At 42.0% G+C, this 12,905-nt stretch carries 15 protein-coding genes; 2 read left to right on the top strand and 13 right to left on the bottom strand.

What is annotated here, in order from left to right; genetic code table 11:
* The first annotated feature begins 3 nt into the window (after positions 1–3).
* Entirely contained in the window at positions 4–996 is a 993-nt protein-coding gene (gene yidC / locus J7Q78_RS04965; RefSeq protein WP_208421934.1) for a membrane protein insertase YidC, read from the top strand.
* 56 nt (positions 997–1,052) lie between these two features.
* On the opposite strand, the gene J7Q78_RS04970 is transcribed toward yidC, so the two are convergent.
* The 12 genes from J7Q78_RS04970 to J7Q78_RS05025 form a co-directional block, all read right to left on the bottom strand.
* On the bottom strand, positions 1,053–2,537 hold the full coding sequence (locus J7Q78_RS04970) for a HAMP domain-containing sensor histidine kinase (RefSeq protein WP_235688059.1): 1,485 nt from the start codon (positions 2,535–2,537) through the stop codon (positions 1,053–1,055).
* A gap of 14 nt (positions 2,538–2,551) precedes the next feature.
* Positions 2,552–3,238 (bottom strand): response regulator transcription factor, encoded by a 687-nt coding sequence (locus J7Q78_RS04975; RefSeq protein ID WP_154242354.1) that lies wholly within the window; start codon positions 3,236–3,238, stop codon positions 2,552–2,554.
* A gap of 317 nt (positions 3,239–3,555) precedes the next feature.
* On the bottom strand, positions 3,556–4,977 hold the full coding sequence (gndA, locus tag J7Q78_RS04980) for an NADP-dependent phosphogluconate dehydrogenase (protein WP_208421935.1): 1,422 nt from the start codon (positions 4,975–4,977) through the stop codon (positions 3,556–3,558).
* Positions 4,978–5,137: 160 nt separating this feature from the next.
* Positions 5,138–5,698: a DUF177 domain-containing protein gene (locus J7Q78_RS04985; RefSeq protein WP_208421936.1), complete on the bottom strand. Its 561-nt coding sequence runs from the start codon at positions 5,696–5,698 to the stop codon at positions 5,138–5,140.
* Positions 5,692–6,870, bottom strand: coding sequence for a nucleotidyltransferase (locus J7Q78_RS04990; protein WP_208421937.1), 1,179 nt, complete (start codon positions 6,868–6,870; stop codon positions 5,692–5,694). The genes J7Q78_RS04985 and J7Q78_RS04990 overlap by 7 nt, the downstream gene beginning before the upstream one ends.
* Positions 6,867–7,613, bottom strand: coding sequence for a class I SAM-dependent DNA methyltransferase (locus J7Q78_RS04995; protein WP_208421938.1), 747 nt, complete (start codon positions 7,611–7,613; stop codon positions 6,867–6,869). The genes J7Q78_RS04990 and J7Q78_RS04995 overlap by 4 nt, the downstream gene beginning before the upstream one ends.
* On the bottom strand, positions 7,610–7,969 hold the full coding sequence (rsfS, locus tag J7Q78_RS05000) for a ribosome silencing factor (protein WP_154242359.1): 360 nt from the start codon (positions 7,967–7,969) through the stop codon (positions 7,610–7,612). The genes J7Q78_RS04995 and rsfS overlap by 4 nt, the downstream gene beginning before the upstream one ends.
* A 12-nt stretch (positions 7,970–7,981) precedes the next feature.
* The gene (gene yqeK, locus J7Q78_RS05005) at positions 7,982–8,584 is read right to left on the bottom strand and encodes a bis(5'-nucleosyl)-tetraphosphatase (symmetrical) YqeK (protein WP_208421939.1); all 603 of its coding nucleotides are present in this window, start codon (positions 8,582–8,584) and stop codon (positions 7,982–7,984) included.
* On the bottom strand, positions 8,577–9,218 hold the full coding sequence (locus tag J7Q78_RS05010) for a nicotinate-nucleotide adenylyltransferase (protein ID WP_208421940.1): 642 nt from the start codon (positions 9,216–9,218) through the stop codon (positions 8,577–8,579). Before J7Q78_RS05010 ends, yqeK begins: the two co-directional genes overlap by 8 nt.
* 15 nt (positions 9,219–9,233) lie before the next feature.
* The gene (locus J7Q78_RS05015) at positions 9,234–9,551 is read right to left on the bottom strand and encodes a YhbY family RNA-binding protein (protein ID WP_154242362.1); all 318 of its coding nucleotides are present in this window, start codon (positions 9,549–9,551) and stop codon (positions 9,234–9,236) included.
* Between the two features lie 21 nt (positions 9,552–9,572).
* On the bottom strand, positions 9,573–10,706 hold the full coding sequence (yqeH, locus tag J7Q78_RS05020) for a ribosome biogenesis GTPase YqeH (RefSeq protein WP_154242363.1): 1,134 nt from the start codon (positions 10,704–10,706) through the stop codon (positions 9,573–9,575).
* Positions 10,699–11,229 carry a YqeG family HAD IIIA-type phosphatase gene (locus J7Q78_RS05025; protein ID WP_154242364.1) on the bottom strand — a complete coding sequence of 177 codons (531 nt, stop codon included), beginning with the start codon at positions 11,227–11,229 and terminating at the stop codon, positions 10,699–10,701. Before J7Q78_RS05025 ends, yqeH begins: the two co-directional genes overlap by 8 nt.
* A gap of 304 nt (positions 11,230–11,533) precedes the next feature.
* Here J7Q78_RS05025 and J7Q78_RS05030 point away from each other — a divergent pair, with 304 nt between their 5' ends.
* Positions 11,534–12,469 (top strand): NADP-dependent oxidoreductase, encoded by a 936-nt coding sequence (locus tag J7Q78_RS05030; RefSeq protein WP_208421941.1) that lies wholly within the window; start codon positions 11,534–11,536, stop codon positions 12,467–12,469.
* A 71-nt stretch (positions 12,470–12,540) separates the two neighbouring features.
* Here J7Q78_RS05030 and rplT read toward each other — a convergent pair whose 3' ends face one another.
* A complete protein-coding gene (gene rplT, locus J7Q78_RS05035; RefSeq protein ID WP_154242366.1) occupies positions 12,541–12,900 on the bottom strand; it encodes a 50S ribosomal protein L20 in 360 nt (119 codons plus the stop codon).
* Positions 12,901–12,905: the final 5 nt, after the last annotated feature.

A 12,905-nucleotide genomic window follows, 5' to 3' on the forward strand; every position in this document is an offset into this window, starting at 1 on the left:
TTTATGAAAAATTCTAAACGCTTCGCGACACTTGCGATGCTTGCAATGACCGTTACATTCTTTCTTGCTGGCTGCGTCCCACAAAAAATGAGCAGTCACCCCAAAGTCCCAACCGGCTTAATCTATGGTTCATCGTATAAATACATCGCTGTGCCGCTCCAACACATCATGGAACGTATCGCCGATGTTTTCGGTGGTATCAATGGTTACGGCTGGGCAATCATCATTATCACATTCGTTGTCCGGATGATTTTACTTCCCTTAATGTTGAACCAATCTAATAAGATGACGGCCCAACAAGAAAAGACCCGGCGTTTGAAACCGCAGTTGGATATTATCCAAGAACAACAAAAAGCAGCAACCACGCCTGAAGAAAAGGCTGAACTAAGCCAATTGATGATGAAAGTTTATAAGGAAAACGATTCAAGCATGATGCCAAGTCTTGGCTGTCTAACCTTATTAATCCAATTGCCAATCTTCTCTGGTTTGTATCAAGCTATTCAATACTCACCTGAGATTTCAAGTAGTCACTTCTTTGGCATCGGCCTTGGGAGTCCTAACATTATCATTACTGTGATTGCAACCCTCTTATATGTCGGTCAAAGTGCACTCTCATTAGTCGGGATGCCTGCTGAACAAAAGAAACAAATGCAAACAACCGTCCTAATGAGTCCAGCCATCACATTTTTCATTTCGTTATTTGCACCAGCCGGTTTAGCACTTTATTTCTTAGCTGGTGGGATTATCATGGTGATTCAACAATTAATCACGACATTCATCATTATGCCCCGGGTTAAAAAACGGATTGATCAAGAAATTAAAGAAAAACCAATCGTCACGGTTGTCACAAAAGAAATGTTCACTCAAAAAGCAGCGGTTAAACCGGCTGCGCCTGTCACCGAAACACCAACACAAACAACCAATACAAATGCGGCTACCCCAAAGGTAGCCGGCAAACGCAACTCAGGCAAGCAACGGCATAAGCCGCAAGCTTAACCAACAAAAAAAGCGGTGCACCTCAATCTATTAAATGATTGAAGTGCACCGCTTTTTTAATCCGGCTTAACTGGTTCTTCTGATTTTGGTTCTACTTCACGAATCAGTGGTAACTCAACTCTAAAAACAGAACCATAGCCGACACTACTTTCGAGTGACACATTCCCGTCATACCCTTCAACGAGTTGTTGGGCAATTGCTAATCCCAGTCCATTACCGCCTTTTTCCCGACTTCGCGCTTTGTCAACGCGATAGAACCGATGGAAGACTTTTTTCTTGTCTTCTTCCGAAATGCCTTCACCAAAATCTTGCACCGCAACCTGTGCATACCGTTCATCGCTAGCAACGGCGATATGAACTTCCTTACGGGTTGTTGAATATTTAACCGCGTTATCCAATAGAATAATCATAATTTGTTCTAAGTGATTCCGGTTAACATGTACCAACGCTGGCTGGTGCAAATCATTGTCGAGAATAAAATTAAATTCTGGATATAACATTTCAAAGTTATGGTAATTCTGAAGAACGACTTCCCCGACATCGGTCACTTCAGTCGTTCCTTCAGTCACGACTTTGTCCGCCCGTGTCAAATCGAGCATTTCTTGAATTAAATTTTTCATCCGTAAAATTTCTTGTAACGACGCCGCTAAAGATTCTGCCAAGACCTCTGGATCATCTTTCCCCCATCGATTAAGGAGTTGTAGATGCCCTTCAATAATTGCCACTGGGGTTCGTAATTCGTGCGAAACATCACTGACAAACTGGTCTTGCTGTTCGAAATAGTGTTGAATTCGATTCAACATGCCATTAAATGCACTGACCAAATCGGATAATTCATCTTGACTGTGCCCAGTCTCAGGAATGCGGATATCTGAATTTGGTTCGGAGTTAATAGCTTCGATCGTTTTTTTCATAACTTCGATTGGTCGTAAGAATTGGTTGGCCAATAAATAACCAATCAACGCGCTAAATAACATGGCGAAAAAGACCACCACAATTAACACAATTCTTAATTCAGTCATCGCATGGTTATAATCACGGACATTATTGACCACTTCTACATAACCAATGACACGGTTTTGATTCGTTTTAATCGGGCTAATCCCAATCAAGCGCATTTTGCCGAAGATAGCTTTGCGCTTTAACGTATCCGTATCACCTTTGGGAAACGGACCAACCGCCCCGCGCGATGCAAATAAGCCCTTCTTGTTTGCATCGTAAATCTTAACGGTAACATCTTGTTGGGCTAGCCGCGTTAAAACCGCATCTTGATAAATCGCTTTGGGACTGTGACGGTTCGGATCTAATTGATTGGTGACAAATCCTTCAGTTAGATGCGGCCCATTACTGGATAATCGAGCTTGTACGACCGTTACCGTATCATGCACGTTATCGACTTCTCTGTGTAATAGAATATTGGAGATACTACTAAAAATCACAATTGAAAAAATCGCAAAGGTGATAAAAATGGCCAACCCAACCGCAGCTGCCCATTTCACCTTTAGCGATATTTTACGCCCCTTATTTGTTGTCGGTGACACTGACTCGCCCTGCATCACGAGCGCATCACATAACCCGTTCCACGAACCGTTTGAATGTAACTTTGTTCGCCAGAACGATCAATTTTATTCCGCAAGTAACGGATATAAACATCAACAACGTTGGTTTCAACATCCGAATCATAACCCCAAACTTTGCTGAGTAAGACATCGCGTGCTAAAACAACGTTGACGTTTTCCATCAGTGTTAATAATAATTCGTATTCACGTTTCGTTAATTCAATGACATCGTCGCCCCGTCGAACAACCCGGTTTTCCTTTTCGATTGTTAAATCACGATAGGTAACCGTCGTTTGTTTAGCAGCATTATGTTCACCTTCGATGTCAATTCGCCGTAGCAACGCCCGTAAACGCGCTAATAATTCTTCAATGGCAAATGGCTTAACAATATAATCGTCTGCGCCGTGGTCTAATCCAGAAACACGGTCTATCACTGAATCACGCGCTGTCATCATAATAATCGGCGTATTCTTAACTTGACGGACCCGCCGGCAGACTTCTAAACCATTTAATTCAGGTAACATTAAATCTAGTAAAATAGCATCCCATTCTTCATTTAAGGCAGCTTCTAAACCAGTACGCCCATTGAAATGGACCTCTGTCTCATAACCCTCATGTTTTAATTCAAGTTCCACAAATCGAGCTAAATTTTTCTCATCTTCAATAATCAATATGCGACTCATTTAGTCACTCCCCAAAAAAGTAATTTTAATGGACTCTCTAAATTCTAATCATGGATAAGAATTCTCTAAGAAACCGCAAACGTTAAAATCCGTTCACCTTTCCATTTTAGCATAGTTCTAATTAAATAACTAACTAATCTGAATCTCATCTGATGGCGATTTAATAAAAATCAAAAACCCCCGCGCCATGAGAATCAGCGCGGGGGTTGAGGGAAACGAATTTCATCAGGCGTATTTTTTTGTGACTCACTTTGCTTAGCAAATAACCAATAAATTGGTCTGCCAAACGGTGCTAGTCTTAAAAATATAAGCGCCTACTATTGTTCTTTGTACCAAGTATAGTGGAATGTACCTTGGCGGTCTGTTCTTTGATAAGTGTGCGCACCAAAGTAATCACGTTGTGCTTGGATTAGATTTGCTGGTAATACTTCTGAACGATATGCATCGAAGTATGTGATAGCAGCTGAGAAACCAGGTGCCGGAACACCTTGTTGGATAGCCATTGCAGCCACGTCACGAACAGCGCCTTGATACTTCTTGGTAATATCTAAGAAGTAATCATCCAACAATAAGTTATTTAAATCAGCTTTCTTATCAAAAGCATCCGTAATCTTTTGTAAGAAACGCGCACGAATAATGCAGCCTTCACGCCAAATCTTAGCAATTTCGCCATAATTTAATGACCAGTCGTATTGATCTGACGCCACACGCATTTGTTCAAAGCCTTGAGCGTAACTCATAATCTTACTGAAGTACAATGCTTGGCGAATTTTTTCGATAATTTCTTTCTTGTCTTCTGTTAATTTAGCAACGGTTGGTGCAGGCAAAATCTTGCTTGCAGCGACCCGTTCATCTTTCATCGCTGAAATATAACGTGCATAAACAGATTCCGTAATGAGCGATTGTGGTACCCCTAATTCAAGCGCACTTTGTGAACTCCATTTACCAGTTCCTTTATTCCCAGCAGCATCTAAAATGACATCTACGATTGGTTTCCCTGTTTCCAAGTCATCCTTGCGTGTTAAGATGTCCGCTGTGATTTCCATCAAGTAGCTATCTAATTCGCCGTGGTTCCATTCCTTGAAGACATCAGCGATTTCTTCAACAGACAAACCAACCACGTTTCTTAACAAGTTATAGCTTTCTGAGATTAATTCCATGTCACCATATTCAATCCCATTATGAACCATCTTGACATAGTGACCAGCACCGTTAGGCCCAATATAAGTGACACATGGTTGACCATCTTCGGCTTTCGCTGACATTTGTTCCAAGATAGGAGCCACTAAATCATAAGCTTCTTTTTGACCACCGGGCATCATCGAAGGGCCTTCTAGCGCACCTAATTCGCCACCAGAAACCCCCATACCAATGAAGTTAATTCCTGATTTGTCTAGTTCGGCATTCCGCCGGATAGTATCACCGAAGAAGGTGTTCCCACCATCGATTAAAATATCGCCCTTGTCTAATAAAGGCAATAATTCATTGATGACAGCGTCTGTCCCAGCCCCTGCTTTCACCATTAAGATAATCCGTCGTGGTTTTTCTAGGGATTGAACAAATTCTTCAATTGTATAGCTTGGTACTAATTTCTTTTCACTGTGATCTTGCATCACGGCTTCTGTCTTAGCCCCTGTCCGGTTATAAATAGCAACTGTATAACCGTGACTTTCAATGTTTAATGCTAAGTTCTTGCCCATAACTGCCATCCCGATGACACCAATTTGTGGTTGACTCATGTAAAAGGCCTCCTAAATGATTTCTTAATTTAAGCGTTGTTGACTATTAACACAACAACGCGTCTACTATATTTATGTTAGCAGAATTGCACTTTAAATAAAAGCATTTTAACCGTTTTGGTCCGGTCCATTTGATAAATGGACTATAAAACCGCCAAACTTAATCGGCATCATTGTCTTGGTCTTCTAATAATTGTTTAAGCTTAGCCAATTCAGGATTGGGGGCCGTTTTTTCTTCGGCCTGTTGCTTAGCGTATGCCTCTTCAGAAATCACTGCCCACGACTGCCCTGCTGGCATCACATCATCTTCCGCTTCTTCTGGGGTCAAGATGTGACTTGGAATATGCAAAAGAATGTGATCTTCAATGGCGACTTGTAATTCAAGCGCTTCACCTTCAAATGGGAATAAAATATCTTCGTCCGTAAACCGACTCAACTGATCGTCTTCTGGATCAACGTAGATTTCAGTGAATTCAAAATCCATTGGTAAGTCCACTGGCTCTAAACTCCGCGTTGAAGGCACCGTTAATGCCCCAACCACGTGTACCCGTGCAATGACGGCCCGTTGATCGACGGTTAATTCACCATCAACGACAAATGGGGTAGCGTTTAGGATATCTGCTTCTCTTTTTTGTAAACTTTCTTTGACCATCAATGTCTCTTTAAACGTCAATGGATGGTCACGGTGTTTTAATAATGATTGGACTGCCCATTTTAACAATGCTCGTCATCCTTTCTTTTATAAAAAATCGGTTGGCGGGCAAAATTTTGTGACTGCCAACCAAACTGTTCTTGCAATCGATCAACGCGGACATCTAACCCCAACGGTCCATCTTCAGCTCCTAACTTAGCAGAAACCTTGCTAATTAACGGCTGCGCTAACGTTTTTTTTAACGTGTGTAAATGGGTTTGCCCCACTGCGTTAAAACCTAACAAGTGTATCGGTTGTTGGGCTAGCGATTGTGCGATATCCGCTGGGGAAATGTTTAATAAGACGTACAGACAAACTCGTTGTAATCGTGCATATGTGTAACGCTTAGTTTTGAGTGCTCGCAGTAATTCCGCATAACTGTTGGCTGTATGAATGACTTTTTTAAACCGGTATTCAAGCCCTTCTGACATCTGGTAAATCGCACGCAATTGCATCAGTGACGTGCTTTCAATCCGATATTTCAATAATGGCCACAGTTGCTCCCAATCTAAATGCGATTGCCTTTGTAAAGCCCGCAGTGTGTCGCTTGGCATCACTTGAGCCAATTGGCGCCAATTGGTAGTCGCAGCCTTCAGCGACCGTCGAATCGCACTAGCACTTGCATACTGGCCTGCTGCAATCGTCTGATCACCATGTTGGGCTTGTTTACGCTCAATAGCAAGTAAGTGCAACGGCGTTGTCAGTTGCGCATTCGCCACTGCATAACTCACACCTAAGAGGTGATTGGGTTGATCTAAATTTAAATTCAATTCAGCTTGATAAAACTCATTGAGCTGTGTCGCATAAGTTTTTTGATAATCAATAAACGTTTGGGCTTGCGCTTTTAAAGTCAAAATTTGCTGACCAACTTGTTGATAGTCAAATGTAGGATACTCACTTCCAAACGCTAGTGTCTGACAGCCAAGTTCCGCCAATAATTTGACTGCTCCCTCGGCGAACCGTTCTGCAGGTTGGACCGCACTGGCAAACGGCAGTTCAACAACCATATCGGCGCCATTACGCAAAGCAAGTTGCGCACGCGTCCATTTATCCAAAATCGCGGGTTCCCCCCGTTGCACATAGTTACCACTCATGCAAACAATTACTAAATCAGCATGCGAAGCTTCCCGTGCCTCTTGTAATTGATAGCGATGTCCATTATGTAGCGGATTATATTCCGCAATAATTCCCGTAATTCTCATGCATCCGCCACCGGTTTTACAGCGCTAAAGAACCAACGCACACTATCTTCTTGAACAATTTGTCGACCAAAATCAGCACTAACGGATACGTTTTTAAACCCGACTGCTTCTAACGCCGCAACATAGTCGGTCACGGGATAAGTCCGTTCGTGGTGCAATTCATTGAGTTCTTGATAACCATTAATTTCGTCATCCCAGACAAAGAAGCTGAGATCATGTTCAACTGAATGCGGCACTTCACCCGCATAACTCGTCCACATGAAGGCCGTTTCTGCTGTCTTATCGTTATACATAAATCCTGGGAAAAGCTCATCCATTTGATAAAGTGAATGCGCATCAAACAAGAATTGCCCGCCTGGTTCTAAACTTCGGTAAACCTGCTCAAAAACTTGTTGGACATGTGCTAAATCAGGCATGTAACAAATCGAGTCATCAAAGCAAGTCACGGCTTCAAACGTGCCAATCGCCTCTAAATCAAGCATATCGCCTTGCAATAAAGGCAATGTAACCGCAGCTTCAGATGCCTTTTCAGAAGCGATACTTAACATCTCGTTTGATAAATCCAAGCCAACAACCTCTAGCCCGGCTTGTTTCAGCAAGATGGCTAAATCGCCGGTACCACAAGCTAGTTCTAGAACTCGGTGTTTATTTTGTAACATCTGTAACGTATAGTCACGCCATTGCCCATATAAGGAGTGATCCATCAAGCAATCATAGACGGCCGCAAAGCTTTGGTAAATCATTCTTCATCCAACCATTCAGAAACATCAACAAGTGGTGCTTGATCCCAAAGTTTTTCAAGGTTGTATAATGCGCGTTCTTCTGGCATGAAGGCATTGACAACGATATCGCCAAAGTCCATCAAGATCCAACGTGAGCCTTTTTTACCTTCAATGTGTTTTACGAAAACGCCATTTTCTTCTTCGGCGTCTTCGATCGCATCAATGATTGCGCCTAATTGACGCTCTGAAGTCCCCGTCAACATCACGAAGTAATCCGCTAATAAACTGATGCCTTCCATGTTCAATGCAACAATATCTTCTGCTCGTTTGCTATCTGCTGCTTGTACAGCAATTTTTAAAATATCTAAACTTTTCACTAAAGTTCTCCTTTATTTGGCTTGAGTCGGAACCCAAGCATTATATGTGTCAATTGTTTTCGGGTAAATCTGCTTCTTCCCCTGAATTAAAAAGGTCAATGTATTTAAAATTTCATACCGCACACCGGCTGCTAAATCAGCCATTGCTGTCTGACGAGCAGCTTCGACACCCGGAAAATGACGACCAGGTTCGATAAAATCCGCCACAAATAAAATCTGATCAATCAAATTCATTGCTGGTGCGCCAATCGTATGACACCGAACGGCATTTAAAATCGTTTCATCATGAATCCCTAAATCGCGTTCAATAAAATAAGCCCCCACAACACCGTGCCAGATTGCATTGCCATAATGAAGTAGTTCAGGATCAAAGCCTTGCGTTTTAATCGCTTCGATGAACGTTTCATCTGGTAATTGCTTGGCATAGTCATGAACTAAGCCGGCAATTGCCGCGCGCTCAACGTCCGCCTCATTTTTTTGTGCTAATTGAATTGCGGTGGCTTCCACTCGCAAACAATGTTCAAATCGACTTTTAGATAAGTTAGCGGCTACTTTAGCCACTAACTCAGCCCGTGTATACGGCACGATGTTTTCTTGATAAACAAAATCACTCATGATAAAGGCCCTCTTTTTGAATGTAATCAAAGACTAGATCCGGTATTAAGTACCGCACAGAACCGCCCTGTTGAAGCTTATTGCGAATTTGCGTTGAGCTGATGTCAATCACCGGCGCATCCACCCATAAGACCGGATATGGTGTCTGTTGCTTATACCCTGTCCGTTTAACCCCAACAAACTGGACGAGCTGTACTAAATCATCAATCCGATGCCAAGTTGACAAGTAATCGACCATATCGCCGCCAATAATGAAATAGTAGTCAATCTCAGGATGCTGTTGTTTTAACGCCACAATTGTATCGTAGGTGTAACTGACCCCACCTCGTTCAATCTCCATTAGGTCAAGCTCAAAATGTGGATTATTAGCGATAGCACGTTCCACCATTGCGACACGGTGCTTGGCTGGCAATGTTTTTTTCTCATCAACGTGTGGTGGATTGGCATCTGGCATGAACAGCACTTTATCGAGACCCAGTTGGCTACGAACTTGTTCTGCCATCACCAAATGGCCGATGTGCGGCGGGTTAAAAGTGCCGCCCATAATTCCGACTTGCAAGCGATGACCATCTTCCACGACCAGTACGTCCGGTTCGGTGACATGATTTGTCTGCTTTAGCGTTGCCCTTTGCATTTAATCACCGCCTTATTAGCGTCCGAGCTTAGTAACAATCGTTGAAATTTTTTGGTATTTTTCTTTCCGTGATGCTTTATAAATCACCAATGTGCGCCCAATTTTTTGCGCAATTTCAATACGATTGTCATGTTGCTTTAAGAAGTTAGCTAATTCATCAACTGTTACCTCTGTCGTTTGCAGTAAGTTAATCTTAATAAGTTCTCGTTTTTCAATTGCCTCTTCAATTTGTTCAAAATAAGTTTGGCTCAAGCCATTCTTACCTAGTTGAAAAAGCGGCTTGGTGGTTTGCGCTAAACCACGCAAGTAATGTTTTTGTTTGCCTGTTAACACGTGCGATACTTCCTTCCCTAATTAAATTAATGCTTTCCGAATCATGACTGAGACACCCTTAGGGGCATATCCCGCAACCACGACATTTTCTGGTAACGTAATCCAGCCTAACCCAGCAAACACTAAATCGCTCTTTTGCTTAGTTGAGAATTCATACCGTTGGAGTTCTGGAAAATTAGCTAAATCTTCTGGATGTGGTGGCTGTAACATATCGCCTAATTGCTTAGCGTAGAATTGATCTGCATTTTCAAGTTTAGTCCGATGAATATAAAGTTCATTATCGAAGTACCCAACAAAGCCGTGGCGCGCACCTTGAATGAAATCAAAGCGAGCTAAGCCCCCCAAGAAAAGTGTTTGTTGTTCATTTAATTGGTAGACTTTCGGTTTAATCCGCTTTTGTGGTGCAATCAACCGTAAGTCCTTATCATGAAGATAATGTGCCATTTGCTGGGCATGAATGATTCCCGGCGTGTCAATCAACGCATGGTCATCTTCGTATAATGGGATATCAATACGGTCTAACGTTGTTCCTGGAAATTGAGATGTCGTAATTACGTCACTGTCTAAAATTCCAGTTTGCTTGATAATTCGATTAATTAGCGTTGATTTACCAACATTGGTTACCCCAACAACATAGACATCCCGGCCTTTGCGTTCACGTTCAATGACGGCCAATAATTCATCAACTGAATTGCCTTTTTTAGCACTCACGAGCATGGTTTCCACCGGGTGTAAACCATGTTCTTTGGCTTCTTTTTGAATCCAATTGATCACTTTATGCGGATTGAGTGCAGCTGGTAAGATATCAACCTTATTTCCCACTAAAATCACAGGATTATCGCCGATGAACCGGTGCAACCCAGGAATCAAACTGCCATTAAAGTCAAAGATATCGACCACATTCACGATGAGGGCATCACTGTCCCCAATTTGATTCAATAGCGCTAAAAAATCATCATCATTTAATTTGATATCACTGATTTCGTTGTAGTGCCGTAATCTAAAACAACGTTGACAATATAGTTGACCTGTTTCTAAGCCTTTTTTGAGTGCAGAATTAGGCGTGTAGCCGAGTGCTTCTTTGTCCGTAGTTTGGATGCGAGCCCCACAGCCAATGCAAAATAGTTCTTCGTCAGTTTGTTGTGTTTCAGTCATTTAAATCCTCCCGCCAAGTTAAATCTGCGTGTTTTTTTAGTAGTTGTTGCATAATATATTTTTCAAAGAAACGATTAATCGATGTATTCCAGGCGTCACTATCAATAATCGGTTTAACCAAAATGGTCCGTACGCCAGCTACATTGCCTGCGTGCATATCCGTAATCAGTTGATCACCAACCATTACCACTTCATGCCGTGAAAGGCCCAGTTGTTGTTTCGCTTTAATAATCCCAGTTGCAAGTGGCTTATTTGCGCGTGCAATAAAAGGCAATTGTAACTCAGCTAACGCCCGTTGGACCCGATCATGATTATTATTTGAAACCACCATCACGGTAATTTCAGCAGCTTGCATTTGTGCTAACCAAGCTTTTAATTGGGGGGTGCCATCTGGATTATTCCACGCAATCAACGTATTATCCAAATCGGTTAAAACAGCTTTAATACCCTTGGCCTTGAGTTGTTCGGGGGTTAAATCATAGATGGCGTTGACCATCCAAGTTGGCTTAAAATTCTTTAGCATGCACTTGTCTCCTTGACTTTAATGTGCTCTCATCAACAGCGCTTTACTACACTTATTAAATTAGAGTTTCCATCTCCAATTCGCTAAGTTAGGTAAACGCTCGAAAGCTCCCAGTTGATGCGACACTTCTTTTTAATCTAGTCACTGATTAATTATAGGTTATTTAACACCAAATTGCACCTTTACGCGGTTAATTTTCACAAATTCCAATTAATTCATAATTGATTTAAAACCATAAGTCAAACTAATCGACTTTTAGCGTTAATTCTGGTACGTTTAAAGAAATTGAGAGGATGTGTTTGTTATGGAAAAATTCGGTTTTAACCACTTTGGCGGCCCCGACGTTTTCGAACGTTTCGATCAACCCCAACCTATTCCAAAGGACAATCAAGTCCTCATTAAAGTGCTCGCTGCTGGATTGAATCCATACGATGCTGCACTGCGGAATGGTTCACAAACTTCAGTGCGCCCATTACCTTTCCCAATCTTTCCTGGTACTGATGTCGTTGGCGAAATCGTCAGCCTTGGTGCTGACGTCGACGATTACCGCGTTGGCGAAATTGTCATCAATCATCGCTCAATGGGGGCGTATAGCGAATATGTAACGGCTAGTACTGCGAAAATTCTCCGTAAACCAGCCAGCATGCGTATCGCTGAAGCGGCCGGTTTGCCTAGTGCTGGCATCACCGCTTATAATACACTAATGCACTTTACAAACTTTAAACATGGCGATACCATCGCCATTATGGGAGCCAGTGGTGCCGTTGGTAGTTTACTCGTTCAATTGAGTTTAGCAGCCCATTTGAACGTGATTGCAATTGCTAACAGTGCCAATTTAGACTATCTTCGCTCGTTTGGTGTACAAGAAGCAATCGCTTATGATCAACCTGCTGATTTCGAACGGTTTGCACAGACCGCCCAAATCGCCATCAACTTAAGTCGTAGTCCAGAATCAACTGAGCGCTTAAATAACTTGCTTGTTCCTAACGGCACATTCACGTCAACAACGATTTTACCAACTGAAACGCAACAACGTTCAAAAATTCTTTATCAATCTGTTTATCCACGAAAAGATTATGCAGACTTAACTGCCTTACAAGATTTAAATGAATTGATTAACCAAGGCTTGTTACACAATACCGTTTTTGAGACCTTACCCTTTAGTTTAGAGGGCGTTATTGCAGGCCACAAACTGCTTGAAAGCCATCATGCCCCTGGTAAGATTGTTATCAGCCATTAATTTTATGATGATAAAAGAAAGAGTCTAGAACAAAACTAAGTTTTGTCCCAGACTCTTTTTTTAATCTTAAATTATTTGTTTAAAGCAGCTTTAGCAGCTTCAACAACTGCTGTAAATGCAGCAGCATCGTTAACCGCTAAGTCAGCTAACATCTTACGGTTCATGTCAATTTCAGCGACTCTTAAGCCGTGCATTAATTGGCTGTATGAGATGTTGTTCATCCGAGCAGCAGCGTTAATACGAGCAATCCATAACTTACGGAAGTCACGTTTACGTTGACGACGGTCACGGAATGCATAACGGTATGAAACCATTACTTGAGTATTTGCTGATTTGAATAATAAATGTTTAGCGCCGCGATAACCTTTGGCTAATTTTAAAATCTTTTTACGACGTTTGCGCGTCACTGTTCCACCTTTAACACGTGGCATAAGAA

The organism is Latilactobacillus fragifolii, assembly GCF_905332535.1.
Classification (GTDB): Bacteria; Bacillota; Bacilli; order Lactobacillales; family Lactobacillaceae; genus Latilactobacillus; species Latilactobacillus fragifolii.

What these genes read in the sequence shown, in the direction of transcription:
- yidC (WP_208421934.1), top strand. Translation starts at nt 4, where the DNA reads ATGAAAAATTCTAAACGCTTCGCGACACTTGCGATGCTTGCAATGACC.
- J7Q78_RS04975 (WP_154242354.1), bottom strand. Translation starts at nt 3,238, where the DNA reads ATGAGTCGCATATTGATTATTGAAGATGAGAAAAATTTAGCTCGATTT.
- gndA (WP_208421935.1), bottom strand. Translation starts at nt 4,977, where the DNA reads ATGAGTCAACCACAAATTGGTGTCATCGGGATGGCAGTTATGGGCAAG.
- J7Q78_RS04990 (WP_208421937.1), bottom strand. Translation starts at nt 6,870, where the DNA reads ATGAGAATTACGGGAATTATTGCGGAATATAATCCGCTACATAATGGA.
- J7Q78_RS04995 (WP_208421938.1), bottom strand. Translation starts at nt 7,613, where the DNA reads ATGATTTACCAAAGCTTTGCGGCCGTCTATGATTGCTTGATGGATCAC.
- yqeK (WP_208421939.1), bottom strand. Translation starts at nt 8,584, where the DNA reads ATGAGTGATTTTGTTTATCAAGAAAACATCGTGCCGTATACACGGGCT.
- J7Q78_RS05010 (WP_208421940.1), bottom strand. Translation starts at nt 9,218, where the DNA reads ATGCAAAGGGCAACGCTAAAGCAGACAAATCATGTCACCGAACCGGAC.
- yqeH (WP_154242363.1), bottom strand. Translation starts at nt 10,706, where the DNA reads ATGACTGAAACACAACAAACTGACGAAGAACTATTTTGCATTGGCTGT.
- J7Q78_RS05025 (WP_154242364.1), bottom strand. Translation starts at nt 11,229, where the DNA reads ATGCTAAAGAATTTTAAGCCAACTTGGATGGTCAACGCCATCTATGAT.
- J7Q78_RS05030 (WP_208421941.1), top strand. Translation starts at nt 11,534, where the DNA reads ATGGAAAAATTCGGTTTTAACCACTTTGGCGGCCCCGACGTTTTCGAA.
- rplT (WP_154242366.1), bottom strand. Translation starts at nt 12,900, where the DNA reads ATGCCACGTGTTAAAGGTGGAACAGTGACGCGCAAACGTCGTAAAAAG.